At 67.8% G+C, this 25,050-nt stretch carries 27 protein-coding genes and 4 pseudogenes; 13 read left to right on the top strand and 18 right to left on the bottom strand.

Going from position 1 to position 25,050, the window contains the following annotated elements; genetic code table 11:
* Positions 1-144 precede the first annotated feature (144 nt).
* Positions 145-717: a DUF6415 family natural product biosynthesis protein gene (locus tag ACZ499_RS31275; RefSeq protein WP_468679559.1), complete on the bottom strand. Its 573-nt coding sequence runs from the start codon at positions 715-717 to the stop codon at positions 145-147.
* Between the two features lie 233 nt (positions 718-950).
* On the opposite strand from ACZ499_RS31275, the gene ACZ499_RS31270 reads away from it, so the two are divergent.
* Together ACZ499_RS31270 and ACZ499_RS31265 are read left to right on the top strand one after the other, a co-directional pair.
* Positions 951-2,189 carry a hypothetical protein gene (locus ACZ499_RS31270; protein ID WP_468679558.1) on the top strand — a complete coding sequence of 413 codons (1,239 nt, stop codon included), beginning with the start codon at positions 951-953 and terminating at the stop codon, positions 2,187-2,189.
* Between the two features lie 9 nt (positions 2,190-2,198).
* On the top strand, positions 2,199-2,777 hold the full coding sequence (locus ACZ499_RS31265) for a GNAT family N-acetyltransferase (protein ID WP_468679557.1): 579 nt from the start codon (positions 2,199-2,201) through the stop codon (positions 2,775-2,777).
* A 308-nt stretch (positions 2,778-3,085) separates the two neighbouring features.
* On the opposite strand, the gene ACZ499_RS31260 is transcribed toward ACZ499_RS31265, so the two are convergent.
* The 5 genes from ACZ499_RS31260 to ACZ499_RS31240 all read right to left on the bottom strand — a co-directional run bounded on the left by ACZ499_RS31260 (position 3,086) and on the right by ACZ499_RS31240 (position 7,749).
* Positions 3,086-4,000 (bottom strand): restriction system modified-DNA reader domain-containing protein, encoded by a 915-nt coding sequence (locus ACZ499_RS31260; RefSeq protein ID WP_468679580.1) that lies wholly within the window; start codon positions 3,998-4,000, stop codon positions 3,086-3,088.
* The gene (locus ACZ499_RS31255; RefSeq protein ID WP_468679556.1) at positions 4,000-4,824 is read right to left on the bottom strand and encodes a TnsA-like heteromeric transposase endonuclease subunit; all 825 of its coding nucleotides are present in this window, start codon (positions 4,822-4,824) and stop codon (positions 4,000-4,002) included. Before ACZ499_RS31255 ends, ACZ499_RS31260 begins: the two co-directional genes overlap by 1 nt.
* Before the next feature lie 139 nt (positions 4,825-4,963).
* Positions 4,964-5,629 (bottom strand): hypothetical protein, encoded by a 666-nt coding sequence (locus ACZ499_RS31250; protein ID WP_468679555.1) that lies wholly within the window; start codon positions 5,627-5,629, stop codon positions 4,964-4,966.
* Positions 5,626-6,633 (bottom strand): hypothetical protein, encoded by a 1,008-nt coding sequence (locus ACZ499_RS31245; RefSeq protein ID WP_468679554.1) that lies wholly within the window; start codon positions 6,631-6,633, stop codon positions 5,626-5,628. Before ACZ499_RS31245 ends, ACZ499_RS31250 begins: the two co-directional genes overlap by 4 nt.
* Before the next feature lie 129 nt (positions 6,634-6,762).
* Positions 6,763-7,749, bottom strand: a complete 987-nt coding sequence (locus ACZ499_RS31240; RefSeq protein WP_468679553.1) for a hypothetical protein — start codon at positions 7,747-7,749, stop codon at positions 6,763-6,765.
* Positions 7,750-7,962: 213 nt separating this feature from the next.
* Here ACZ499_RS31240 and ACZ499_RS31235 point away from each other — a divergent pair, with 213 nt between their 5' ends.
* On the top strand, positions 7,963-8,430 hold the full coding sequence (locus ACZ499_RS31235; RefSeq protein ID WP_468679552.1) for a hypothetical protein: 468 nt from the start codon (positions 7,963-7,965) through the stop codon (positions 8,428-8,430).
* A 40-nt stretch (positions 8,431-8,470) separates the two neighbouring features.
* On the opposite strand, the gene ACZ499_RS31230 is transcribed toward ACZ499_RS31235, so the two are convergent.
* On the bottom strand, positions 8,471-8,785 hold the full coding sequence (locus ACZ499_RS31230; RefSeq protein ID WP_468679551.1) for a hypothetical protein: 315 nt from the start codon (positions 8,783-8,785) through the stop codon (positions 8,471-8,473).
* A 78-nt stretch (positions 8,786-8,863) separates the two neighbouring features.
* Here ACZ499_RS31230 and ACZ499_RS31225 point away from each other — a divergent pair, with 78 nt between their 5' ends.
* Entirely contained in the window at positions 8,864-9,250 is a 387-nt protein-coding gene (locus ACZ499_RS31225; protein WP_468679550.1) for a hypothetical protein, read from the top strand.
* Positions 9,251-9,272: 22 nt separating this feature from the next.
* Here ACZ499_RS31225 and ACZ499_RS31220 read toward each other — a convergent pair whose 3' ends face one another.
* The 5 genes from ACZ499_RS31220 to ACZ499_RS31200 form a co-directional block, all read right to left on the bottom strand.
* Positions 9,273-10,163 carry a hypothetical protein gene (locus ACZ499_RS31220; RefSeq protein WP_468679549.1) on the bottom strand — a complete coding sequence of 297 codons (891 nt, stop codon included), beginning with the start codon at positions 10,161-10,163 and terminating at the stop codon, positions 9,273-9,275.
* A 43-nt stretch (positions 10,164-10,206) separates the two neighbouring features.
* A complete protein-coding gene (locus ACZ499_RS31215) occupies positions 10,207-10,377 on the bottom strand; it encodes a hypothetical protein (protein ID WP_468679548.1) in 171 nt (56 codons plus the stop codon).
* 778 nt (positions 10,378-11,155) lie between these two features.
* A complete protein-coding gene (locus ACZ499_RS31210; RefSeq protein ID WP_468679547.1) occupies positions 11,156-11,494 on the bottom strand; it encodes a hypothetical protein in 339 nt (112 codons plus the stop codon).
* Positions 11,491-11,736 carry a hypothetical protein gene (locus ACZ499_RS31205; protein ID WP_468679546.1) on the bottom strand — a complete coding sequence of 82 codons (246 nt, stop codon included), beginning with the start codon at positions 11,734-11,736 and terminating at the stop codon, positions 11,491-11,493. Before ACZ499_RS31205 ends, ACZ499_RS31210 begins: the two co-directional genes overlap by 4 nt.
* On the bottom strand, positions 11,736-11,939 hold the full coding sequence (locus tag ACZ499_RS31200) for a hypothetical protein (RefSeq protein WP_468679545.1): 204 nt from the start codon (positions 11,937-11,939) through the stop codon (positions 11,736-11,738). The genes ACZ499_RS31205 and ACZ499_RS31200 overlap by 1 nt, the downstream gene beginning before the upstream one ends.
* A gap of 255 nt (positions 11,940-12,194) precedes the next feature.
* Here ACZ499_RS31200 and ACZ499_RS31195 point away from each other — a divergent pair, with 255 nt between their 5' ends.
* The 3 genes from ACZ499_RS31195 (at position 12,195) to ACZ499_RS31185 (ending at position 14,006) form a co-directional block, all read left to right on the top strand.
* On the top strand, positions 12,195-12,623 hold the full coding sequence (locus ACZ499_RS31195; RefSeq protein WP_468679544.1) for a hypothetical protein: 429 nt from the start codon (positions 12,195-12,197) through the stop codon (positions 12,621-12,623).
* Positions 12,624-12,720: 97 nt separating this feature from the next.
* The gene (locus ACZ499_RS31190) at positions 12,721-13,467 is read left to right on the top strand and encodes a hypothetical protein (RefSeq protein ID WP_468679543.1); all 747 of its coding nucleotides are present in this window, start codon (positions 12,721-12,723) and stop codon (positions 13,465-13,467) included.
* Positions 13,464-14,006, top strand: coding sequence for a GNAT family N-acetyltransferase (locus ACZ499_RS31185; RefSeq protein WP_468679542.1), 543 nt, complete (start codon positions 13,464-13,466; stop codon positions 14,004-14,006). The genes ACZ499_RS31190 and ACZ499_RS31185 overlap by 4 nt, the downstream gene beginning before the upstream one ends.
* Before the next feature lie 29 nt (positions 14,007-14,035).
* Here the strand turns inward: ACZ499_RS31185 and ACZ499_RS31180 are convergent, their stop codons facing one another.
* Positions 14,036-14,173, bottom strand: coding sequence for a hypothetical protein (locus tag ACZ499_RS31180; protein WP_468679541.1), 138 nt, complete (start codon positions 14,171-14,173; stop codon positions 14,036-14,038).
* A gap of 197 nt (positions 14,174-14,370) precedes the next feature.
* Between ACZ499_RS31180 and ACZ499_RS31175 the strand changes: the two genes are divergently transcribed.
* Positions 14,371-15,138, top strand: a complete 768-nt coding sequence (locus ACZ499_RS31175) for a transposase (protein ID WP_468679540.1) — start codon at positions 14,371-14,373, stop codon at positions 15,136-15,138.
* Between the two features lie 181 nt (positions 15,139-15,319).
* Here ACZ499_RS31175 and ACZ499_RS31170 read toward each other — a convergent pair whose 3' ends face one another.
* From ACZ499_RS31170 to ACZ499_RS31160, 3 genes and pseudogenes are all read right to left on the bottom strand, one after another.
* Positions 15,320-15,757: a hypothetical protein gene (locus tag ACZ499_RS31170; RefSeq protein ID WP_468679539.1), complete on the bottom strand. Its 438-nt coding sequence runs from the start codon at positions 15,755-15,757 to the stop codon at positions 15,320-15,322.
* A 590-nt stretch (positions 15,758-16,347) separates the two neighbouring features.
* Positions 16,348-16,829, bottom strand: a pseudogene (locus ACZ499_RS31165) (winged helix-turn-helix domain-containing protein); the annotation flags it as partial.
* A gap of 129 nt (positions 16,830-16,958) precedes the next feature.
* Positions 16,959-17,240 (bottom strand): hypothetical protein, encoded by a 282-nt coding sequence (locus tag ACZ499_RS31160; RefSeq protein WP_468679538.1) that lies wholly within the window; start codon positions 17,238-17,240, stop codon positions 16,959-16,961.
* A gap of 312 nt (positions 17,241-17,552) precedes the next feature.
* Here ACZ499_RS31160 and ACZ499_RS31155 point away from each other — a divergent pair, with 312 nt between their 5' ends.
* Both ACZ499_RS31155 and ACZ499_RS31150 read left to right on the top strand, forming a co-directional pair.
* Positions 17,553-18,047: a hypothetical protein gene (locus ACZ499_RS31155; protein ID WP_468679537.1), complete on the top strand. Its 495-nt coding sequence runs from the start codon at positions 17,553-17,555 to the stop codon at positions 18,045-18,047.
* Between the two features lie 291 nt (positions 18,048-18,338).
* Positions 18,339-18,869, top strand: coding sequence for a hypothetical protein (locus ACZ499_RS31150; protein WP_468679536.1), 531 nt, complete (start codon positions 18,339-18,341; stop codon positions 18,867-18,869).
* A 430-nt stretch (positions 18,870-19,299) separates the two neighbouring features.
* On the opposite strand, the gene ACZ499_RS31145 is transcribed toward ACZ499_RS31150, so the two are convergent.
* Both ACZ499_RS31145 and ACZ499_RS31140 read right to left on the bottom strand, forming a co-directional pair.
* The gene (locus tag ACZ499_RS31145) at positions 19,300-23,121 is read right to left on the bottom strand and encodes a P-loop NTPase (RefSeq protein ID WP_468679579.1); all 3,822 of its coding nucleotides are present in this window, start codon (positions 23,119-23,121) and stop codon (positions 19,300-19,302) included.
* A 63-nt stretch (positions 23,122-23,184) separates the two neighbouring features.
* Positions 23,185-23,325 (bottom strand): annotated as a pseudogene (locus ACZ499_RS31140) (helix-turn-helix transcriptional regulator); the annotation flags it as partial.
* A 329-nt stretch (positions 23,326-23,654) separates the two neighbouring features.
* On the opposite strand from ACZ499_RS31140, the pseudogene ACZ499_RS31135 reads away from it, so the two are divergent.
* The 3 genes and pseudogenes from ACZ499_RS31135 to ACZ499_RS31125 form a co-directional block, all read left to right on the top strand.
* A pseudogene (locus ACZ499_RS31135) lies at positions 23,655-24,197 on the top strand (helicase associated domain-containing protein); the annotation flags it as partial.
* A 112-nt stretch (positions 24,198-24,309) separates the two neighbouring features.
* A pseudogene (locus tag ACZ499_RS31130) lies at positions 24,310-24,609 on the top strand (helicase associated domain-containing protein); the annotation flags it as partial.
* 217 nt (positions 24,610-24,826) lie between these two features.
* The gene (locus ACZ499_RS31125) at positions 24,827-24,964 is read left to right on the top strand and encodes a hypothetical protein (RefSeq protein ID WP_468679535.1); all 138 of its coding nucleotides are present in this window, start codon (positions 24,827-24,829) and stop codon (positions 24,962-24,964) included.
* Positions 24,965-25,050 lie beyond the last annotated feature (86 nt).

Here is a 25,050-nt window from a genome sequence, read left to right as displayed (position 1 = left end):
CCCTCCGTGTTGTAATGACCGCGCCGGAGTGGGCGGGGAGTCGTGGGGCGGCTTCGCGCCCTGCTCTCCCCGCAGCTGCGTGGGCAGTGGCGGGTCCCCCCCCCCCCCCCCCCCCCCCCCCACTCCTCAGGGCTCAGACCGGGGTCAGGGACCTTCGTCCTCGACGTCCTCGATCCGTACGACGCTCGACGGCGCGACGATCGAGGCGGCACCGTCGGGCGCCACCACGGCAGGGCCCGTCGACTCCAGGGCCTGTTCCGACTTGGATCGCTCCACCATGTCCTCCTTGTGTGCGGCGCGGGCCGGATGCCCGCGCCCGTATGGGTGTGGTGCGTGCGCGATGCCCTCCTCTTTGGAGGACGGCAGGGGCGGGACGAGGACGAGCCGCGAGGGCTGCTTCTGCCCCGCGCTGGCGGGCGGCACCGGCTGCGCCGGCAGTGCCTGCGCGGCGTACCGCATCAGGTGCTGCACGCTCTTGGCGAGCAGACGCAGCGTGGCCGCCGCATCACCGCCCGAGCCGGTCAGGCTGCGTGGGTGGCGGACCGTGGCGGCGGCCACGTCCCTCTCGCGGGACGGCGTCATCCGCCGCACGTGGTCCTGTGCGGGACCAGCCAGCAGCGTGATGCAGCCGCGCAGGCGCTCCCGCACAAGCACCGCGGCCTCTCCGCTCGGGGCGTGTGCAGCCAGGGCCATGGCGACCTCGATGTCGCGGGACATGCAGGGCACCGTCGAAGCCTCGTGCCACGGGGTCGTGGGGTCGGTGAGCGTGTGGGCCACAGCTGTCTCCCGGGGGGCGGGGGTTTTCGTTGTGCCCAGACAACTCCTTCACGATCGGGTGAGGTCAGGCGAGATTGCGGGCACTTCACGCAGGGGGACCGGAAAGTTTTACCAACGCGCCTAGCGCGGCCGGACTACTGTCTCGGTCACGGCCCGCACCTCCGGGGAGCCCCATGGACCCAGTGCCCAACCGCCAGCTGGCAGAGCTGATGCGCGAGCTCGACTTCACGCAACGGACGCTGGCCGACGCCGTGAACGACGCCCTGGCCGACCTGTTTGGGCCCGACTGCCCGCGCCGCTGCAGCGACCGGCACGTGCGGTACTGGCTCAGCGGCCAAGTCCGCTGGCCATGGGTGCACTACCTTCTGGCACTGGAACAGCTCTTCGGCCGTCCGGCCCAGGCGATCGGATTCGTGCCCCGAGGCACGGCCAGCGCGAACCTGCCCGCCCCGCCGCGACGGCCGCCCGTCGCACCGAAGGAGGAGGTCCCGGTGCTGCGCCGCCGGTTCATCACCGTATCCACCACCGCCACCGTCGCGCTCGCTCTGGGCATCGACGAGACCCCGGATCACGGCCGCCTGTCAATGAGCGACGTGGACCGCGTGCACCAGCAGACGGCCCGGCTCGACGCGCACTTCTTCGCCATCGGCGGCGGCCCACTCGTCGCCACCGCCACTGCCTTCATCGACCGACTGAACACCGCCCTGGACCACTGCCGCTACGGCGACCGCATCGAGCAGGCCCTGCACGGCGCGATCTGTAGCCTGTACGCCTCGGCCGGCTGGGCCGCCCACGACTGCGGCGACCCCGACACCGCCGCCCATCTGCACGCCGCCTCCTTGCAGAGCGCACTGCTGGCCGCCGACCCCAGCGCCGTCGCCCGCGCCTGGTCCAATCTCGCCCTGCAGGCCCGCATCGAAGGCCGCCACCGCGAAGCGGTCCGCCTCACCCGCACCGCACTCGACCACCGCCAGGTCCGCCAAGACCCGCACCTTGCTGCCCTGTTCCACTCCCGCCTCGCCATCGGCCAGGCCACCACCGCCGACCGCACCGGCGCTGCCCGCTCCCTGCTCGCCGCCGAGAAGGCCTACGACCGCGTCACCACCCCATCCCCGTCCTGGCTCGCGTTCCTCAACGAAGCCGAGGTCAGCGGGCTCGCCGCCATTGCGCACACCGCGCTGGGCGACTACACCCAGGCTGAAGCCGCCACCAGCCAGGCCCTGCAGCTCCTGCCCACGGGCATGCGCCGCCAACGCGCCCTCTACCGCGTGCAGCTCGCCGAACTCCAGCTGACCCAAGGCGAACCCGAACAGGCCGCCGCCACCATCGCCGACCTCAATACCGCAAGCCTCGACAGCCGTCGCATCACCACCCGCCTCGCCGCCGTCCAGCGCACCCTCGCCACCGCCTAGGAGGAGCCCGTGTTGCTCGACATCCGGCACTACGACCACCGCCAGGCCGCCGATCTGCGCCCGCTGCTCCTCGACCTCTACACCGAGATCTACGCCGACGCCGCAGCGAAGGACCCGTTCGCCACTGTCGAGCGCTTCGCTGAGGGTCTCGACGGCTGGAGCAACCGTCCCGGCTGGACCTGCACCATCGGCTACGACCACAGCGAGCAGCCGGTCGGCTACGCCTACGGCGCCCCCCTGCCCAAGGACGCCCGCTGGTGGGGAGGTCTCCTCACCCCCGTGGACCCCGCCATCACCGAAGAGAGTGGCCGACGCACCTATGCGCTCAGCGAGCTGATGGTCCGCAAGCCCTGGCGGAAAACCGGTGCCGCCAAGCAGCTGCACGACGCGCTGCTGGCCCGCCGGTCCGAAGAACGCGCGACGCTTCTCGTCGACCAAGAACACCCCAAGGTTCGCGCCCTGTACGAATCGTGGGGCTGGACCGTCCTGGGTGATCTACGTCCCCGCCTCCCGCAGGCCCCCTTGTTCCACGCCATGCTGCTGCCCCTGCACTCCCAGCTCCCGGAGGTGCAGCAGAAGCCCTTCTGACCGCGGTGAATCGCTTATGCAGTCCTGCTGCTCGGGGAGCAATCAGGGCACGGTCGGCGGCTCAGGATGCGCTCGTCAGGTGGGTCCTACTCGGAGCGGTCCCTTGAGCCCAGCGTGGCGAAGCCCTGGTTGCGGGTAGATCGGTGCGCCCTGGCCGGTGACCTGTGGTTGACCCAGGTGCGGACGTCGTAGAGGTGCACCGGCGGGCCCTGCTGGCGTGCTGGTGGCGAAGCCCTGGCGCAAGAGACGTTCGTAGCGCACCGTGCCGTCTTCGGGCAATCCGCAGACTGTTGGGATTGCGGTGATGGTCAGTCACCGTGGCGGCGGAGCTCGCGGCGCAGGTCATCCAGCGTGCTGCCGTCGGGGACCTGCCAGAGGGTCCAGCCGTTGATGACGTTGCCGGTGACGGCCTCGGCTGCTTTGGAGGGCGAGGAGAAGGGGCTGGCATGGCCATCGACGATGAGCTGGCCGTCGGCGGTGACCACGGCGCGGCCCTGTCGGCCGGCCCTGCGCTGGCGGAAGGACAGCACTGTTCCTTCGTGCAGGAGTCCGCTGCTCATCAGGTCGGCGAGCGGGGGTGCCCCTATCTCTTTGCTCAAGGGGTGTGGGCACTCGGCCTTGACTGCGAAGATCGCCTCACGGACCTCCTCGGTGACGCTGCGATGGCCACTGCGTCGCCGGGTCCAGCGTCCGTCCGCGCAGGCCAGCAGGAGACTGTCGCCCGCGAGTCCCGACAGACGCTCCAGCGTCCGGAAACTGAGGTGCTGCAGACCGAGCCGGACCGCCTCCGGACGGGGCATCGCCTTCGTCTCCGCCGCCTTCGCGTGACGTCGCTGGGTCAGCGTCGTGCGGTCCGGGTCGTAAGCGGGGCGAGGCTCACCGGGCAGGGCCCGAGCCGGGTGCCCCTCCCGGAACCCCGTCTCGGCTTCCAGCACATGCGCAGCCCGCAACCGGGCCCGCTCCACCTGGTCCTCGGTCAGGTCGGCCAGTGTCCTCGGCTGCCGCGAGACCGGCGCCGGCCGCCCCGGCACTTCGGCAACCGGAAGGAGTCGCAGGTCGGGATGGTTGACGAGCCAGCGGAACGAGCGGGTCTCAGCGTGACCGCCGCCATCCACGAGCACAAGCCGGCCGAGCTGGCCGTTGACATCCTCAACCGTCCACTCGACACCGTTGAGCGCGACCCGCCTGCCTGGCGCGACCTGCAAAAACCCCCTCGCCGCCATCACACCCCCCAGATCAGCGAGCTGTCGCGCAAGGGACTGCCCAGATCAACGCCGAGCTCGCGCTGCCAGAGCAGCCGGACGATGCTGGCCCGGCCAACGGAAGGCACGCTGGTCGCGTTTGCCAACGTGGAGAACGTCATCACGCGTCCCTCCCGGCCGCCGATGATCGTGAGCAATTGGTCCCGCATGCCCAGCAGATCCCGCACCGGCCGACGACGCGACGACAGGTGGTCAAGGACGCTCCAGACGTGCGGGCGCCAGCCCGCGACCACCGAGTACTGCCAGCCGGAAGCCGCCGCCACCTCCCTGGCCGCCGCGAACTTTTTCAGCGCGTCCTCGTCCTTGATCAGTTCCATCGGGCGGACGTCGATTAGCCACATCCCGCCACCGATCACTACCAAGTAGTCCGGTATGTGCCAGGACGAACCGCCCTTGTGCTCGAAGTCCAGCCGGAACGGCTGCGACAGCACTTCCGACGCCCCCACGAAGTTCAGCGCGACCAGCAGCCGCATCTCCTCCAGCGACTCGAAGCCGTGCCCTCTACCCGTGGACGCCATCACCTCCAGGCCGGGACGATGCCGCTGCTTCGCCCGCCAGGTGAACCCCCGCATCGGCCGGGACGACAGCACCGGAACATGAGCCATGTCGCGAACCGGCCAGCAGACCTCGCCGGCACCCACCCGCCACGTCGAACTCCACCGACATATCCAGCCATCCGCGAGATCGAGTTGATCCCGAAATGCGGCATCCCCGCTGTACGCCGCGACAAGCTCGTCGAGACGGCTCGAGTCCGACCGGATCCTTGCCCTGGCTATCTCGCTCACTCACCCACAGCATCACCACCCGCGTGGCGACAAGGCCCGATCTTCGGAACTGACCACAACTGTGACTTAGCGCTGTAATTTGGCCCCTGTGGCAACCCGAACGCTCAGCGGCGGGACCGAGGGGCTTGGCCTTCGGGAGTCAGGTGCCGGCCAGGCCCCATGCATCGAGCCCGCCGTAGATATGGGCCCTTAGGCAGTGGGGGGCGCTGAAGCCTGAGGCTTCGCCGCGGTAGATGGCGATGAGCGAGTCCTTGCCCCGCCACCAGGTGTCAGCGAGTCCCTGGACTTCGGGTACCGGCTCGAATCCGTCGAGGTTCAGGTCCTCGACGGCGCTGCCTTTGATCTTCGTGATGGTCTCGGCCCAGTAGCCCGCGTGGCTGGCCAGCGCCAGGGCTTCCACCCATCCCTCGGTGCTGGCGTGCAGCGGCGTCCAGTGGTCAGCGTCGATCCCAAACTCACCTCCTGGCCCGATCATGAACCCGTGGGCCATGGAGACGCGACAGCCGCCGGCCGGGAACCGCCATCCGTTCGCGGCCGAGCCCTCGGGGGCATTGGCTTCCAGAACGCGCGGGCCGCCCTCGTACTCGGGGGCCGGGGGCAGGGCAAGACCGCCCCAGAGCTCTTGAAAGGCGACAGCCCGGTCGATCTCGGCATCCGGAATCCCTTGCTTGAGCCATACCTCCCGAAAGAGCTTGAGGTCGCGGTGTGGAACACGCAGCCCGTGTCCCTCGACGAAGTACCGAGCTCGCCGGCTCAAGCCTTCAGCCGCCAGAGGAATCAGCGGCACTCGGGGGTCTGCCGTCACGGTTGCTGCCTCTCGTATGGAGAGGTTGGTACGGCCGGGTGCGGCGGTGCCGACGGCTGCGGAGCGCTGGACCAACGGACGGGGTCGCCGCCGGGGCCGCCGGTGAGCCAGGAACCGTCGCCCAGGGGCACCAGCTCGTACGGGTTGCTCGCCTCGACGGTGAACTCGCCGCTGAGGGTGCCCGTGCGTACGTCGACCAGGTGGTAACGGAACCACTCCTCCTCGTCCTGACTCTCACCGCCCAGGGTGACGATGGCCGTGTCCTCGGTCAGGTAGCCGCCGCCCCATTCCACGAAGGAATCCTCCGGGTTGTACCCGAAGGCTTCGACGGGGAGGGTGAAGAGCACATCCCCGGTGGGGTGGTCGTGGAAGGCGACGTCCGCCTGCCCGTGGTCCACGGTCATGAAGTGCCGCCCGGACGGCGCCAGGTCGATCAGGCAGCGGTCCGACCACGGGTACGTCACGAACTCCGGCTCGCTGTCCGCCCCGCCCGTGCCCCGGAGAATGACGGATCCGTCCTGGCCCTCACCGATGTCGATGTAGATACGGCCGTCCACGGGATGCAGGTGGTGGAAGGCGCCGTGCCCGACCGTCTCCAGTTCCCGGCGGGCGACAACCACACCGCTGTCGGCGTCGTGCACGACCCACTGGTCCCCGCCCCCGCGTCCCGCCATCGCGTCCGGCCGGTAGACCCACACCGTCCGGCCGTCCAGAGACAGCGCACAGCCAGGCCGGTGGCCATGGCGTACGTCAGAGTGCGGTTCGAAGTCCGAGGCCCACATGAGGTCGCTGGCGCGCGTGAGGCAGACGACGCCGTTCAGCGTCGTGTACACGACCCGCTCCAAATCCTGCCGGACCACCGACGCTACGACCTCCTCGCCATCCCGCGGCTGGAAAACCGCTGCGGGCTCCAGCGTCCCGTAGACGCCAGCGCCCACGACGTAGGCGTAGATCCGCCCGTCACGGAGACGCGTGATGACCTTCGGTGGCGGCTGAGGAATCATCCGCTGAGGCTAACGCCCAGCTCAGGAACCTCATGAGCCGGGGCGGTGTGGGCCCGAGTTGGGTAGTGTGACCGAGCACCGCAGTTGGCCCCACTGGACAACTCCGATACACAACCACAGACCGGTTGCTCAGAACAAGGAGTCCCAGAAGACCTCTTCCGGGTCAGGTTCTTCTGGGTGGAGCATGCAGCGTCTGCAGCGCAGGAGTCCTGGTTCGTTGGTGCCCGAGGCGGCGCTCATCCACGGCAGGGCCTCCATGGCGTGTGCGCGCTCGTTGTCGGCGAGGGTGTCGACGGTCCGGCGGAGCTCCTCCGGTGCGGATTGGTCGGTGAGGCAGAGCCAGCCGACCGCCGCCGACAGACGGGCTTCGGGGGCCTCCGCCCGGTCGTGCCACCGTTCGCGCAGCCACGTGACAGTCGGCGGGTGCGGGTGGGCCCGAGTGATCTCGGCGGTGGCCAGGAGTAGGGCGGCGCGGACCATGGCGTCGCCTTCGGTGGCGAATCCGTTGGCCAAGGCAGTCCGGATGGTGTGGGCGGGGTCGGCGGCGGTCGCCAGGACGTAGGCGGCGTCGACGCGGACAGTGGGGTCGGAGTCTCCAAGAAGGGGCAGGAGTGCGGTGGTGGCGGTGGTGATCGCGGCTCGGGCGGCGCCCACCGACCAGCCGGCCGGGTAGCCGGTCACCTCGTAGCCGTAGTCGTCGTGGGTATCGGGGGCGTGGCGCCGGGGATCGTTGCGGTGGAGGAGGAATTCCTCGCGAGAGGCGACGCCGTGGTGCCTGGCACGGGCGGGGCCGGAGAGGACGGCGAGGGCGGCGGTGCGGTGTGGGTGGTGGGCGTTGATGGCGAGGGGAATGAGGAACGGCACGGCGAGGGCGGCGGCGGCCCGGCTGTCGTCGACGCACAGACCCCACAGCACACCCGTCGCGTCCACGACCGGTTCGCCGCCAGCGTGCAGGAGGGAAACCGCCTCCCGGACGTCGTGCCCATGGGGGAAGTTACCCCACGGGGCGGCATCGAAGTCCAAGCCCTGTCGGGGCTCGGGCAGGATGCCGGCCACCGCCGTCCGCACGTCGAACGGACCCCCCGAGAACGAGGCCAGGTCCGCCCCGTCCGTCACTTTCCGGCACGTCGCGAACGTCGGATCGGTCCGCCAGTCCTTCACGTCACACCCCAACCGTCGAATCCCCGGAACTTGATCATGGCTGGCCCGGCGGCCCACCGGAAGCCTCTCGGCGGTGATCCAGCGGCTCGTACGGGGCCAACCATCATGCACAGGGGCCAACCGGAATGCTCAAGGGCCACCTACCGAGCTCAGTCACAGGTAGGCACGGTGAACGGCCGTGACGCCGTGACGCGCCAGCACGGGCGCCGTCTGGGCGCCCTGCGCGGACGCACGCTGACGCGGGTCTGGATGGCCTGGGACCTGAAGGATGACGAGTGGTTCTGCGACTGTCCTGTGCTGCTCGACTTCGGGGGTGAACAAGTCGAGATCAATCACTACAAGTTCGACGACATTGCCCTCACCTGGGCCACGATCGACCCCCATCGTCCGGTGCGCTGGCCAGGGTTCGATCTGGCGTGGCGTCCGGAACCGCTGGCCGAGCTGCGGGCACTCCGAGGCCTGACCCTCCAGAGCATCGAGCTGCTCGAATGGACCGGCGACGATGTGGCCCAGGGGAGCGTTGATGTCAGCTTCGTCTTCCACATCGGTCGGGTGACCGTCTTCAATGCCCTCGACGAGAACGGGCTGAACTTCACCCCGCCCGCGCCGCAACAGCGGTCGCATGTTCTCCACTGACCTCAGGCGCCGAAGGGAAGCGGCGTTCTCCGGCGGAGGGCTACTTGTCGCGCAGGGCTTCGATCTCGGCGGCCAGCGCGGCCACGTCGCGTGCGTGTGTGTAGAACTTGCTCGCGTAGTCGTCGCTGATCGCCGGAAGAACTTTCTCGAACTCCCCAACCAATCTCATCAGGCCGCCTCGGGACGGTTCGGCGAGGGGGCCCTTGAGGACGCGGGAAGCGTAGCCAGCGGTGTCCGCGTCGAGCATGACCATGTCCTGGTCCTCAACGTCCAGGCCTCGGAACCCACTTGGGAACGGCATGGCCCTGTACTCGTCCATCATCTGCGAGAGCGCGTCGAGCTTCTCCTGAATCACGCGGGAGATTCTGCCAGGGGCACGCAGGCGTCGACGAGATAGCTGTCCAGTGACGCTGGGCCGTGCAACGATTCCCAGGTGAGAGTCCCTGATGCTTCATTCCGTGGACGCCTGCTTGTCGAGGCGCTGACCGTGCTGGCGGCTGACCCCCCGGCTCAGCTGACCTGGGTGGACGGGCACGGTGTCCTGACGGATGAGGTCGCCCTGGACTTCGACCACGCGTTCCGCATGGCCGAGAGCCTGGTCGAGGATGGGGATCTCAGCCGTGAGGTACTACCTGACCTTCGAGCGATCGATGCGATCTTCGCCGGGATGAGTGGCCGGGAGAACTCGGATCGGTGGAACAGGGAGGCTCTGACCGTCGATCCAGGATGGATCGAAGCCCGGGAACTGGCTCGCCAGATCCTCATCGGGATGCTGGGCGAGTGGTGCCTGCCGATGCCGGAGATTCACGTCGTCCGATAGCGGGCCCGGATACAAACGGTGGTCATGCGCCACTCCTGCTCGGGTCGGGCTGGTTGTTTCGACGGCTCACGTCGGCGGCGTAGGCGGCCCAGTCACCGGCGGACGCCTTCTGCCACTGGACGGCGACTTGGATGTGGATGCCGCGCATGCGGGCCAGGATCGCGGCCGGGACTTCCTCGGCGAGGGCGAACAGGGCCGTTGACCGGGCCTGGCCAGGCTGGATCCCAACGTTGGCCAGTCGTTGGCCGAGACGAGCGGCGCTGACGTGTTGGCCAGGGCGTTGCCCTGGAAACAGCCAGGGCCTGTGGGCGGCGTGTCCGATCACCGTGTAGGGGCGTCGCGTGGCGATCAAGTCGAGGACCAGTACAGCGAGCGGTTCGGGCAGAACGGTCGGGGCCGTCCCCAATTGGATCGAAACCCGGCCGTTCGCCTCGCTGACCTGGTCGACGGTGAGGGTGCTGATGGTGCTGAGCCGTTGGGCGTAGAAGAGCAGGAGTAGTCCGGCGACCCGGTCGGCTGTAGTCAGCGTTGCGTCGTGGAGGAGTCTGCGAGCGTTGTCCCACCGGCCTTCGGAGTCGTGGGGGCCGACCGGGCCCTGCCAGGGCTCGGCGCCGAAGGTCAGCCCTTTCGCCAGCCGGTTCTTGGTTGCCCAGCGGATGAGGTGGCCGGTCTGGTCCCGGTGGCTGAGGTCCTCGCGTGCTTTCCAGTGGTCCAGTTCCGCTGAGTGCAGGTGGCGAGAGTCAGACCGCTGCCAGTCAGCCAGTCCAGGAAGTTGACGGCGGCGGTGATGTGGCTGCGGACGTTGGCGATCTGCAGGTGGGTGGCGTGGCCGGTGGCAGGCGGCCTCGCAGGCGTCGGAGGTGGTGCCAGACCGCGTAGCGGTGCAGTATCGCGCGTTCTTCGTGATCGTCACGGGACGCGACGATCCGGGATGTCGAGCGTTCGAGTGTGACGAGTCACTCGCCGCGGTCGGGCAGCATGCCTCCGGCGACGAGAACGGCCCGCAAACGATGGGCGACGCGCTCCGTCGCGACGGGAGCGCCGACCAGGTCCTCAAACTGCTCGTGGGTGATCGCCGACCACCGTGGGTACCATGGCCGGTAGTGGTTGGTTTCGGCGAACACCACGTGCCGGAAACGGGTCTCCTGAAGTGACCCTCAGATCGCAGCTGCCGCTCTACCCGTACCGGCGGCTGGTCCTCCTTGGAGCAGTACCGCTCCCACACCGCGCTCTCGAACTTCTCCGCCCCGTTCATCAGCCCGATGCCCTCGGCCGAACACGATCAGCTGCTCCGCCAAGCCCGCCGACTGAGCTTGTCGTTTAACCCCTCAACCCCGCAGCGTCGCGGTTCGGGATACAGGCGGCTGTGACTCGGCGGGGGCCGCATATTTCGTTCCGATGGATGGAGGGGCCCTGCCAGACTGCAAGCCATGAGTATTCGTATGCACAAGCAGTGCTCAGGACCCCGGACCTGGGCGAGGCCCTTCGAGTAGCCCACCAGTTGCTTGCACTCGCTGACACCTCGGGGATGGATGTCACTTTCCTGGCCAGGGTCCACACCTCGCAGGCGCTGGAAAAGGTGAGCGAGATCCTCACCGATTTGAGTTGGTGGTCGGAGAGCGCTGAGCGCCCAGCCTCGTCAGATGACGGCGCTGACCCGGCCGGGCACCTGCCCGTTCAGGTCAAGTCGTTCTGTCAGGAACCGGACGCCGTGGATGGGTTCTTGGCCGCGGGCGGCTGTCGACGTACACGAGCCGCCTGCACAGCACCCCCGGACAGCGCAGGGTGATCAGGCGCCCGGACCAGGCATCCCGGGCCACCTGGTGCTCGTGCCCCAGGTCATGGGGGCTCGGGGTGATCACGATGCACAGGGCCATGCCGCCGCCGGGGTCTCGCTGCGCCGCGTCACGTCTCGGCCCGCGCGTGCTCGATGCTCTCCGCGCCGCCGACTGACCGCTGCCCGGCGGCACGCTCCATCTGGTGGACCTGGGCGCGGCGGTCCTGCTCCTGACTGCTGGTCAGCACCACACAGGCCATGTCCTCCACCATGCGTGCGAAGAGGGCGTGACCGCTCTCGGCCGTGTGCGACATCATCGCGACGCCTCCGGCGTCCAGGTCGCTGGTCGCGTCCAGCTCCCACCGGCAGCCGTCGCCGGACATGCAGCGGGCCGTCATGGTCACCTCGCTGTCCGGGTGCCGCAGCACCCGGTAGACGACGCCCCGCAGGGTGCTCCTGACGCTCACCGGCCCGCCTCCCCACCGGGCCACCCCTGGTGCGCGGGGTGGCGGATGACCTCCGCGTTCGCCCGCCGCACCCGCCGGTGCTCCCGGTCCTGGCGGGCCACCTCACGCTCAGCGCGCCACGCGTCGCAGCAGTCGCACCCCGGGGCGCCGTTCGGCTCGACGCCGTACGTCGGGTCCACCGCGCTCACGGGCACGGAGCCGTACTCCGGCCCCGTGGGCACTCCCACCGGCAGTGCCCACATCAGCGCCGACCCCCCACCGGGGTGTCGAGCACGCGGGCCCGCGCGAGCTCCTCGCGGGTGAGGTGACGCAGGGATGCCGGCGCCGTCGCCCACTGGGCCCCGCCGCCAGGAGGCCGCAGGTACACACTCCCCTCGTAGCGCTCCTCAACCACCCCGACCCTGTTGTTCGCGGTGTCCACTACGTACTGCGGGCTGCTGTCCACGCCGTCTCGCCGTCCCTTCGCGGGCGATCACGGTGCGCCGGGGTTGGTGGCCATACCCGCCGGACCGTTGACTGCGGTCGCGGGGAGTTCGTCTCTGCCGGAAGTCAACGCCCGTAGCGGGGCCGTACTCATCACCTAACTCCCGGGGCCGATGGGGGGGTTAGGTGACTGGCAGGGTTTCCCGGCGGTTCCCCCTAGGTGGATTTGACCAGTCATTTACCTAACGGGGAGTGCCGTCTCCCCTACTGTGCGGATATGGACGTCACGCGGAACGCGGCCCTTGAAGCGTGGATGACCGAACACGGCCACAGCTCCAACTCCCTTGTCAGAGCCCTGAATTCAGCGGTCGAACGCCTCACCGGGCGGGAAGGGCGCTACGACGGCCGTGCAGTGCGCGACTGGAAATCAGGACGGGTCAGATGGCCCAACGCGCGCACCCGCGAGGCGCTGAAGGACGTGACCGGCCGTCCGGCGACAGATCTAGGGTTCGTGTCACGGGGCCAGAGCGCCACCGCCACCGCATCACCGCAGGAGGAGGACCCCGACGTGAAGCGCCGCACCTTCGTGGGCGGCATGGCTGCCGCCGCCGCAACCGCCGCCGCCCTGGTGTCACCGCCACACGCCGTATCGGTATGGGCGACGTCGACCGCCTCACGGCGCGATTCGCCGAGATCTCGCCAGTGACCACCGCCACGGCGGACAACTCGGCATCGAGCACAGGGCCGCAGCCCTCGCCAATGAGGCGCTGAACCTCCAGAACGCGGGCAGCGCGAGTCAGCGCGTGCGCAGCAGCCTCTACGGCTCGGCCGCCGCGTTCCGCTCCTCGGCGATGTGGGCCGCCATCGACGGCCGCCGCTACGACGACGCGCGGGCGCACATGCGCGAGGCGCAGGCCCTCGCCGAAATGTCCGGCGACCAGGCGATCAAGTTCCGCATCTGGAGCCACGGGGGAACCCTGTTCCGCCACATGGGCCGCCCGGCCGACGCGTTCGCCGCGAACGACGTGGCCCGCAGGCTGCATGTCACGCGCCAGGACCCCCTGTTCGCGTCCCTCGGCCTGGCCCGGCAGGGAGCCATCGACGGTGCGGCCCAGGACCGTACCGGCACCCGCCGCGCGTTCGACCAGGCACAGGACGCCATGGAGCGCGCAGACGCCGCCGGCGCCCGGCCGGTGTGGCTGAGCGCCTTCTACGACCAGGCCGAACTGGATTCGCTGGCCCTGTCGGCGTACCTGGCGCTCGGCGACTACGAGACCGCCGCCCACCGCTGCCTGGCCGCCCTGCGGCCCTACATGGCCCGCTCCCGCGCCATCGCCACCACCCGCCTCGCACACGCGCAGCTCGCCCAGGGAGCAGCCGACACCGCCACGGCCACCGCGATGAACGTCCCCGGCGACGCCGCTACCCACCACGCCCGTGTAGCCCGCATGCTGCAAGAGTTCGGAGCCGCGCTGCGCGCCACCGCGCCGCGAAGTCCCGCCGTGCAGACCTGGACCGAGCACACCGCCACCTGGAGGCCCACCCCATGACCACGGCACCCGCGATCGAACTGCGCACCGCCACCACCCTCGCCCCGATCCGCGGCGACCTGCTCGACGTCTACGCCGAAGTACGCGCCCCACTGCTCCACCTGCCCAACTACGCGGTCACCGCGTTCGGCGAACGCCTCGACCGACACGGCAACACCGACCCCGGGTTCGTGGCCGTCCTCGCATACGCCGACGGGCATCCCGTCGGCTACGCCTACGCCAACACCATCGAGCACGGCGACCGATACTGGCAGCGCATCACCCCGCTACCGGCACACCAGTACACCGAGCATCCGGCCGTGGCCATGAAGGAAATCGGCGTACGCCCGGCATGGCGGGGCACGGGGACCGCGCGGCGCATCCATGACGCGCTCCTCAACGGCCGCGAAGAGCCGTACGTCACCCTGATGGTCAACCCGGCCGCCGGAGACGGAAAAGTCCACGCGCTCTACCAGTCGTGGGGGTACACGGACATCGGGCAGAGCCAGCCCTCAGCCGCCTCACCCATCCTCACAGCAATGATCCGCACCACCCACTGACCCACCACCACGTAGAGCTCGTAACACGATCATGCTCGGTGTTTGTTGAGGCGTCGCCAGCAGATGAGGCTGCAGGCGAGGGAGACGAAGGCGTCGTGGAGTTCGGTGCGGCGTTCCCAGCGGACGGCGAGTCGTTTGTGGAGCAGGGCGAAGGCCGGACAAGACATGGGGATAGGACCCGATAGGCTGCTTCACCTGGAAAGTGCCTCCGCCAGAGGCGGGAACAAGGACCTCAGCAATCCTCATTCTCGCTGGCCAGGGGCACTTTCTGCTTGCCTGATCACCTGCCGGACAGCACGCTTCATGAAAGCGCGAGGCTAAGACCTGTCCCGTAACTGCTGGTCACGGATGAGATGATCTTGGGGTGTCTGGTGTGATCACGGCGTCGGAGCCGTCCTGGATAGCCCCGTTCACCGGGCTGAGCCCGCGATCCTTCGGCAAGCTGGTAACCGTGCTGCGCCGCGAGGGTGCGGATCCGGTCCGCAAGGGCCGCCCGTGGTCGCTTCCGCTGGAGGACCGGGTGCTGCTGGTCGCGGCGTACTGGCGCACGAACTTGACGATGCGCCAACTCGCTCCGCTCTTCGGTATATCGAAGTCCGCGGCCGACCCCATCATCAACCACCTCGGCCCGTCGCTCGCGCTCCAGCCCCGCAAGCGGTTCCACAAGGACACCGTGCTCATCGTGGACGGCACGCTGGTGCCCACCCGCGACCACACGATCGCCGAGCAGTCCAAGAACTACCGGTACTCGACGAACCACCAGGTCGTCATCGACGCCGACACCCGGCTCGTCGTCGTGGCCGGCCGGCCCCTGCCGGGCAACCGCAACGACTGCAAGGCGTGGGAGGAGTCCGGCGCGAAGGCTGCCGTCGGCAAGACCATAACCATCGCCGACGGCGGCTACCCGGGCACCGGGCTCGTGATGCCCCACCGCCGGCGCAGAGGAGAAGAACTGCCCGACTGGAAACAGGCCCACAACAAGTCCCACAAGCAGGTCCGCGCCCGCGTCGAGCACGTCTTCGCCCGCATGAAGACCTGGAAAATCCTCCGCGACTGCCGCCTCAAAGGCGACGGCGTCCACCACGCGATGCTCGGCATCGCACGCCTGCACAACCTCAACCTCGCCGGATAGGCGAGCGGCCGGACCGGCCACCGACCACGTCCATACCCAGTGAAAGATCATTTACGGGACAAGCCTTAGCAACGCACGCCCTGGTCCGTAGGGACGTGCACCGAACGAGGTTGTAAGACGGCTGCCTTTTCGTGCGCGTGGGGCCCCGGATTAAGACAGGACCCCCACCACAGTTACTCAATCAGAAATTCGGCTGCAAAAACGACCCGAACGTGTAAGTACCGGTCGTCAGGTGGCGAGTGCTATTGAGTACGACATCAGGATATCCACCGAAGCTCAGGGTGGATTGCTGGTTGTAAAATCCGTCGTTGGGCATCATGCAGTCCAACCACTCATAGTCGCCCGGCAGCAACTTCAGGGTGCGGGCAGGACCGCTACTCGCACCAATTTTCTGCGAATACACGTAGCTGCCCTCCGCTAGGTATATTGTGCGACTCGTGCAGCTATTTGGCATGGTGAAGTCGGGGCTCCCGGCGAGTTTGGACGTTCGGGTGTTGTACGCCGTCGCGGCGGCGCTGGCCGGAGTTTCGGTCAGTGTAAATATGGATGTGATCGCGAGCGCGACAGTGGCCGCATGAGCCACTCGACGCCCTTGCAGCTTGACCTTGAAATACGACATGCGTGACCCCTAATCGCATAAGCAGTTGCCGGACGGTTTTCCATCAATAACTGAGCGCAAGCGCATGTACCGATGAGGCTTGCAGTCCGAAAAATTCTTCCGGGCGGCCGCAGCTCATGTTACCCCGTCCCTTCTCGATGCGGGGGTATAAATTTTGTAGATTTTGTACCTTACGCGAGCAATTTAACTCTTTGTCTCGCCAGCCGCCGTGACTGAATGAGCAGCAGTTTCGCGTGTATTGAGCATGGAATCAACAGTTCCGTGTGCTCCTTTTTAAGTCTTTCTATCGAGAATCGCGGAGTAATAGTTCTTACCTCCTTGTGTGCCAAGAATCCAGGCGTTTCGGCTCGATGCCGCATCAGCGTCGTGAAACCTACTTGCTGACCGAATGAACCGAGCCCAGCAGATATTGATCAGAACCCTTTATAACGGTGACGGAAGAAGATTGCGCCCCAGCGTCTTCCCTCAACATATGTTGCAGAGCCAGTGCTGGACCGTGGGATCGCCAGGGCGCTCACTGGTCACTGCTCTCTTCGGTTGGTGTCGGCGAGGGTTGCCGGCCTCGCCTTCAAAGACGATGTGGGCTCCGAGCGCCGCCGCGGTGCATCCACCTGTGGCCATACCTCTTTATTCCACAGCTGGACCGCGGCCTCGTCGCGCTCCAGTGCCCGGCGGCCCGGGCCCTGCCAGGACCAGCCGTGCCGGTGCAGCAGCCCCCACACCCCCGCCATCGAGCAGGAGGTCCGGAACTTCCAGGCGGTCACCGTTCTGATCCGCAGCAGGGCCCACCGCTGGTCCTCCCAACCGTGTGCGGCCGGCCCCGGTGCCAGCTCCGCCTCCAGGTCAGCGAACTGCGCATCGGACAGCTTCTGGCGTCTGGGCTGTCCCTGCACCGGCGACTCGGCACCGCTCTCCCGCCACGCACGCCGCCAGCGTTCCACCGACAGCTCAGTCACCCCCAGGTCCTTCGCGACCACCGAAGTCTTCTCACCACGGGCAAACCGCTGGCCCCCCCCCTCACGAAACCGCCCCGCCGCTCAACGGTCAGCCCACCACCCTGCGCATATCGCATAGTTCCGGCGTATCGCAGGAATCAGCGCCTGTCATCACCCGACACCAAACCGAAGAGATCAGTAGTCATTGGAGCCCCTCGGATCGGGGGCGGGCGGCGGCCGAAACCACCGCCCATCAAGCGTGCCGCTCAGACCATGTCAGCGGTTTCGTGGAACAGCCGTGCCGTTCGGTGCAGGGAGCGCTTCAGCGGATGGAGCTCCGAGGCGAGCTCTTCGTCACCACGAGCCACCGCGTCGAGGAGAGCAGCGACCGGGGCTTCGAGGTTGGTGAGCGCATCGCCCAGGGCGGAGAGGAACTCCGCAGCCGACTCGACGTCCGCATCGGCGAGCGCCTCGGACTGCAAGGCCAGCTTGGCGGTTGCGCGGATCTGGTCAGCGAGTTCCCTGCTGATCCGGACGTTCCTGGTCACGGGATCCTCCTGATTGTTGGCTCTCGAGCGGAGGCTGTGCGCCTCCTTGTACCAGAGAGCGCGCATCGCAGTCCGATGTCGAGGCGGTCCGTGGCCAGGTCCTGGCCAGCGAACCACGGCGCGCGGAGCGTGCCGTACCGCCGACCAGCACGCGCCCGGACAGGGATCCACAAAGGAAAGAGCAGGCGCTCCGCCCGGCCGCCGGTCCAGCCCCGTCAAGGATCCGAGCCATGACAAGTCGGACAGTGCACCTGGCCTCCCGGTCTACACACGGGTGTTGGGGACGCCGACTGCCTGGGCACGGTGGACAGCATGGGAAGCGTTGACGAACGGCAAGAGGCCCTGGCGCTGGCCGCGAAGGCCCGAAACGTGACATGGGCAGCAGACGGCACGCCCTGGCAGCGCGTGTTACGCGCAATCAGCGGCGGCAGATGGAGCCGGCAGACCACCGGCTGGACCGTAATCAGGCTGGATGCACCCTGGCAGGACACTCCCTCCTCGGAACGCCCCGGATGGAGGGAGCGTGCCGCCAACCTCGCCGGCGATGTCGCCTTCGCCGTCGACTACACCGTCTGCGCCCACTGCGGACTCGGGTGGATCGAGTGGCCCTACACCATGGAGAAGTACCAGCGGTGCGGACTGGCCACCTCGGCCTTGGAGGCGCTGCGCCTCGAGCACCCCGGCCTGTCCTGGCACACCCTCGGTGGCCACTTCCAGGACTCCCGAGCCTTCTGGGCGGCCGTCGGCACAGGCGTGCCGGGGGCCTACCAGCAGCGCGAGACCTGCCCGCACGCGCCCGAAGGATGAGCCGCCCAGCGCCGCGCGCCGACAGGGGCACGCGCCACGGCCGCGGCGCGCACATCGTGCTCCAGGCGCTGCACGTGGACGTCCTGCACCTCGGCCAGGCCGACGCCGACCAGGACGTCGGCGGCGCGCACTGCAGATTGAACTTTGGGCTAAGCCGGCCCGTGCTGGACCAAGTCCTCTTCCTCCGGCTTACGCGGAGAAGACACCTCATGCAGTTAAGCCGTCAAGCGGAGGCCGGTCCTCGGCGGAAATCGGGTACTCGCCGCGGACACGGCCTGCGAGGCTGTGGGGGTGACTGAGACGACCCCGTATGACGCCGACCGTGCCCGATTCACTCGCCAGGCGCTGGCCCGCCTCGTCCTGTGCGATCACGCAGCGGACGTCGCGGACGGCGCCATCGGTCTGGTCGCCACCGAGAACGACCCTGACACTGGTCCCGGAGGCCGGGTAAGCCAGGCCTTCCAGCTCATCGAACTCGCGGAGCGCGCTCTGGCCTCGGCCGTGATCTACGAACGCGAGCGAGGCAGCTCCTGGAGGGAGATCGCCCAGTACCTGGGCATCGGTCCAGCAGAAGCGGAAGAGCGGTTTGCCGCGAACCTGGACGGCTGGAACACCGCGTTCGACACCCCCTATCGGCTCGACGACACCGGCCGAAAGCGCATACCCCAGCTGCCCACGGCAGCGTATGACCCAGCCTGGGCATGCGACCGGCTCGATACCTGGGCCAGGAACCGGCTCATTCTTGTCAACGACGAGCGTCCCGTCAGCTCGGGTCTCGTCAAAGCTGTGCCGGAGAAGGAAGTCCCGTCAGTGACCCCGTAGCGGCGTTGGCGGGGAAGGCGATCGCCTCGTCGAACAGACTGCGCGCCTGAAGGCAGTGGTGGAGCTGCCCCAGCATCCGATTGAACAGGTGCCGCAGAGCCATGGCTCCGTAATAGCGCAGAGCCATGGCTAATCGACAACATGACCACGTGGTGGCCGTATGGACTCGATCCAGATGGGGCACCAACGATGCCCTGGTGAGTAAAGGCGGCTTGTTGGGGATCAGCGGAAGTCGGCGGAGGCTTGTCTTCCACAGCCGGATTCGCCACGCCAGCGGCATCCTCGGAAGACCCACGGGTGCGGCGCATCACCAGTACCTGTTCGCCGCCCGAGACGCGGGCGCGGCGACGCGCCTACAGGGTCCACACCGACTCACCGACGTCGAGTTTGCCGATTTGTCGATCACCTGAGCACATGTCTGGCCAGTCCGTCACCAGGCGCGATGGTCGGGTTCAGCGTCTTCTCGTACCGACCACTCGATCCTGCGTTCGGCTGATTCCTTCAGCGATCGGTAGAAGCGGTCCTCGACCGACCCCTGCTCAAGGGTGGCCATGACACGTACGGCGTTGTCTCTGATCTCGGTGTCCTCGGGGTATGGCGTACCCGGGGCTGTGACCAGGTCCCCTGCGCTGGCTGCACTGTGCAAACTGGCGCCGACGACCTGCAGCAACTCCTGCGAGTGTGCGGCTGCTGCATGGAGTACTTCGCCCACGAACTCTGGAGCCAGCCAGATGAGGTCGCTGTCGACCGCCCCGAGCAGGACCGCGGCCGCCCGGCGTTCCTGGGGCGATCCTGCGCGCACGGCGTCGGCAAGCAGCGCCTGCGCTTGCTGGTCGACGTGCTGGGCTGCCGCACGGAACAGATCTGGGGCATGGTGCTCTCGGCGCGAGGCAATGCGGGATCCGGGTTCTGCCGCTGCCGTCCAGAGAAGGATTCGCCGCAGGTGGGTCAGACAGTGAGGGGCTTCTGACAAGCGCAGAGGGACGAGCCACTGGTACGGGAGAGGGTCGTATCGGGGGTTTTGTTCTAGGTTTTGTTCCCAGTGCTCGACCCGGGCCGTTAGAAGGCTCAGGACATCGTCACCATGGGTCTCTGAGGCGATAGACAACAACTTGTGGATCTCGTAGCCGTCCAGCCTCTCAACGGTCCGGAGCTGGTCGAGCAGCAAGGTTCTCTGCGCGCGTGACAGATCGGTCCATGACAGCCATTCATAGACTGTGACCGCCCGGGCAACCTCCTGTGCAACGCCAGCGTCCCCCGCCAGGGGCACTGAAGCCATCAACTCCAGGGCCGCTGCGCGGTCGGTCGCGGACAGAACACCGGCTGCTTGGATGGTCAGGCGCCGCACGACGGGATCGCGGTCGCCGGCAAGGATCCGGCCCAGGCTAGCCGACGTCGCCGTGGGCAACCGATGGACCGACTGCCGGTCTGCGAGTGCCATGGCCACCGCGCGTTTCAACGACGCCTGGCCGCAAGCGATGAGTTCCTTGCCTCGTTTGATCCCCACCTCAGGGGTCAGACGCAGCAGTGCGTTCACTGTTGCCGGCACCACTGCCTGCTGCACCTGCTCACTGCAGCGAGCTGCGTCGGCGCAGATCAGTTCGGCCAAATCCGGGCGAACTGCGAAAAGGTGGCTCAAAAACGGGTGGGCGTGCTCGGGCGAGTACCCGAGAATGGCGTATCCGTCGGTGAGAAGGGCCTGCATCTGGTCCCAGACCTCGCGCGGTTGCTGGGCTCGGGTTGCCTCCGCGGTATTACACAGCTGAGCGTCCCATGCAGAGGCGGCCGCTTGGTGGTCCTCACCTTCGCGGAGGCTGCGCATAGGGGTCCACCAGCTGGTGTGCAGTGTGATGGCCAAGTCATGGGCCATCGAGGCGGGCAGGGCATCGAGAACTTCCCCAGCTGCCTGCCGATTGTCATCGCAGCCGTAGGTGAGGTTCCAGTCCACTGCGCGCCGGACGCCGAGCGCGGCCACGGGACCCGGTGCGATCCGGCGCGTGTGGTCGCGCAGCTCCTGCAACAGGCTGGTGACGTGCGTGTCACCGGCCTGGTGGGTGCTGCGCAGGGCTGCTTCAAAGCAGACGGCGGCTCGCGCCGAGCGGCGCTGATCTTGCTGGGCATACTCTGCAAACAGCACATCGAGTGCTTGGCGGCGGACGACTTGAACCTGCTCCATAGAAATGCGGGCACGCTGAATCGTCAGCGTCCACCCCTGCTGGGTCGTGCTTTCCGCTTCAGCAGCGAAGACAGGGTCGAGGAGAGCAAGGGGCATGGTCGGGTGTACGGATGGGTTCTCTGCCGCGGCCCACCGCCCGACGGCACGGATGACGGCCTGCTGATAGGCGAACGGCTTGCCCAACTCGTATGAGGCCAGCTGCGTGAGGATTCGCAAGGCGTGGTCGGGGTGGGCGTTCAGCGTGCGCGCATCGTCCCTTCCCAGCTCCCACAGCAGATCGCAGGCCTCGTCGATGTACTGCAGGTCATGGGCAACGGCATCAAGTACTGGGGGAAGAGCTCGGCGCACTGCTGGGTCGGTCTGGTGCTCGTACAGCCACCGCACGAGGCCAAGGGTACGGGCTGGCTGGAAGACACCGATCTGGCGCAGGAAGGGCAGGTGGGCCGCCTGCTGCTGCGGTACTGCCTCCTGGATGATGTGCGTGATCTCGGCCCACAAGGGCTCGGCGAGCATGAGGGCGTTGGGGGTGTCCTGGCTCCACTGCCACTCCACGCGGCTGGTGTTGACCAGAGCGTGCAGGAGCGGCTCATCCGTCTGTAGCACGGAGTGAGCGCGCTCGAGATAGCCGCTCGACGCGGCTGAGGCCGGCAGTAGGGCGGCGTCAGCAAGGACGACGTCGCCCAGCAGGTCGGGCACAACACGCAGCGAGGATCCGCGGCGAAGTAGTACGCCCGACTCCTCCAGGGCCCTGATGCGGGGCACGAGTTCATAAAAGGGCCGGCCTGCGAGCTCTGCCAGAACCTGCTGGTACACCGGGACGTTCTCGCGGAACGGCTGGAGGAGGCAGATCGCGTTCAGGACTTCTCTGAGGCGATCGCTGTCCGCTCCGTGGTCGGGAATTGCCGCGCGCAGGAAAGCGTCGGCGAGCTGCTGGCGGATATGGCCGTCCGTCTGCAACACCGATGTGGTCAGGCGGCCTTCTCGAATCTGTACGGCGCCGGCGATCAGAAGCAGAGGGCAGTCTTTGGCTGCGTGGGCCAGGCGGGAGGCGAGCTGCTGCTTGCCGGGGCCCAGAGCCTCGGCGGCAAGTGTTGTGGCCTCGCTGGTTGACAGCTCCTTCAATGACCAGGTCGGGACGGTCGTCGGGTCCATGCCCAGGCCTCGCAGAGCATCACGGACGGCAGGCAGGCCATAGGGGCGGGTAGCCATGAGGATCTTCGCCTCGGGCCGTTGGCGTCGCACGTGGGTGATGAAGGAGCGCAGCCCCGCTCCGTACTCCTGGGCATCGTCGATGACCACGAGAAGGTCGCCAGTGGCAGGTAGCAGCTCGAATGCCTCCGGCGAGGGCATCTCCCGGGGAGCCACCCTGACAGCGGCCGCCGGCGTGTCCTTTTCCAACCGCTGGCACACGGCCTTCAGCAGGCGGCTCTTACCGGCGCCTGCGGCACCGATGAGCAAACCCAGCATCGACGCGTCGGCCGTGTCGTCGCTGACAAAGCCAGCAAGTCTCTCGAGCTCGTCGGCACGTCCCACGAGCGTCCAACGGTGAGAGTACCGGTCACCCTGCCGGAACTGGTCAAAGGCTTCATCGGGCGTCTCCCACGGGGTGGGAGCGCTGACCCCGAGGAACGGCTCACGAAGTCCCGGAAAGTACCTGTCGACAAGGCGTACTGCCACGTCCTTGTCGAGTCCGGCCACCTCGCGGGCCAGATCTTCGGCGTCCCGCAGCTCCCAGTCTGGCTGCGTGTCGACCTCTTGGCGCACCCGGACCGTTACGGTGGCAGTCACCCACAGCAAACACCGATCCACGCGCGCCTCGGCCATGTCCAGCGCGTCGACTGCGGCTCGGAATGTGGTGGGATGGTACTTGTCATAGCGCTTGGCCTGAATACCGATGCGCTCACCGGTCTGTGTCACCACACGCACGTCGATCCCGTGCTGCTCCTCGCCCCGGCCGCCGAACCGCTCTACTTGCGCACCGGGGAACACCTCTGCAGCTAGCTCTGCGCAGAAGGCCTCGAAGACGTATTCATCGAGAATCTTGAACGGCAGACCTGACAGACGGGGCAATCCCACCGCGGGCGCTGATGCGAACGGCCTACCCGGCACGGCTCCCACAGCGCTCCGCACGAGCTGAAGAAGGTCAGGATCGGGAACTGTTCGCCCTCGCTCCCAGCTGCTGATTGTCTGCTGCCCAACGCCCACACGCAGCGCCAGATCTCGCTGCGACCAACCGCGGGACACACGCACGGCCTTCAGCCACGCCGAAAAATCCTTCACAAGATAAACCTACGTATGGCCTACGTGACACTCAAGGATGGGCTGAAGGGAACCCTGCCACCTATGCCGGTCGCACCCATCGCAGAGTCAGCACACAACCTCACGAATCGACCACGGTAGTGAGCCGCCATCACGCCCCCGAGTCGGACCGGTGGGTTCCAGATCTCCATCAGCCACACGAGCAAGATCGTCGGCCCCGCAACATGGACGCAGTCGAGCTGTACCCACGGCTGCGGACAGACGACATCTGAACCAAGCACAGCCCCACCCTCCGCCCACGTCCCCCACTGCCGAAACAAACGCGCCTCACACTCCCCCACCTCTAGAGAATGGACATCCGGGCCGTGGACTCCGTGGCCCTGCTGGACCCCAAGGGCGCGCCGCACGACATCGTGCAGGCGATCGGCCGTGCGCTGCGTCAGAAGCCCGGAGAAGTCAAGCTCGCCTCTTTGATCGTGCCGGTATTCCTCCAGCTCGATGAAAGTCCGGAGGATATGTTCACCTCGGGTTCGCACAAGCCGTTGGTGAAGGTATTGGAAGGTCTGCGGGCTCACGATGAGGAAGCCGTGGAATTGCTGGCGATCCCGCAGGAGCCTCAGAAGGACGTCGCGCAGCCCTCCGAATACATCGGCGCCGCGCCCGGTGATAACGAGGAAGAAACCCGTCTGCTGCTCCGTTTTGCGGCTCCGCGTGATCCGGTGATGGTCGCGAACTGGGTGTCCTTCAACGTGATCGACACGGAGCGGCAGGACTGGGCGCGCGGCTGGGCGAAGCTCAAGGAGTACACGGAGCGTGAGGGGCACGCCCGGGTGCCGTACGAGCACAAGGAGGGCGCGTTCCCGCTGGGGACGTGGGTCGCGGAGCAGCGGCGGGCGTACGGGGCCGGGCAGATGAACGGCCGGCGCGCGGCGCGGCTGGAGAAGCTGGGCATGGCCCTGGACGGCGGCCGACGCGCGGTTCCAGGAGAACCTGGCGGCGGCCCGGTTGTACTACGCGCAGCACTGGACGCTGTGCGCGCCCCGGTCGGCGGCCGCGCTGGACAAGCCGATCGGGCAGTGGCTGTCCAATCTGCGCCGTCCCGGTGCGCTGGCCGAACACCCGGAGTGGGAGGCCGCGTTGAAGGAGATCGACGAGGACTGGAACCCGTCGTGGCCCACCGAGTGGCAGCGGCACTACGCCGCGCTGCGCGAGCTGGTGCGCGACGAGGAAGGCCCGGCGGAGGTTCTGCCCGGCTTCACCGTGCACGGCATGGACGTCGGCAAGTGGCTGGCCCGGCAGCGGAAGCCCGAGGTGTGGGCGGCCCTGACGGAGGGGCAGCGCGAGCGCCTGGAGGCCGTCGGCGTCACCGTGCTCGCTGAGGCACCGGCCCCTGTGGAGCCGGATGTGTCCGCGGAGCCGTCCACGGCGCCCGTAAGCGCCTTCGAGAGGGGCGTTGCGCCCCTAGCGCAGTACAAGGGCCCGCACGGGCTCTGTGAAGGTCCCCTGGGCCCACGTAGAGGCGTTGCCGGACGGGACGGAGGTCAAGCTCGGGGTGTTCCTGTCCAACACCAAGAGTCGCCGGAGCAAGCTGACCGTCGACAAGCTGCGGACGCTGGTCGGCCTCGGGCTGGAGGGGGCGGCCACGGAAGGAGCGGCGTGATGACCGCACCCGAGGAAGGCAGTGGGGGGGGGGGGGGGGGGGGGGGGGGGGACCGGCCACGAGACCGTTGCCGGGAACAGAAAAAG

The organism is Streptomyces sp. NPDC031265 (assembly GCF_055570295.1).
This window is presented reverse-complemented; position numbering and strand designations above follow the sequence as displayed.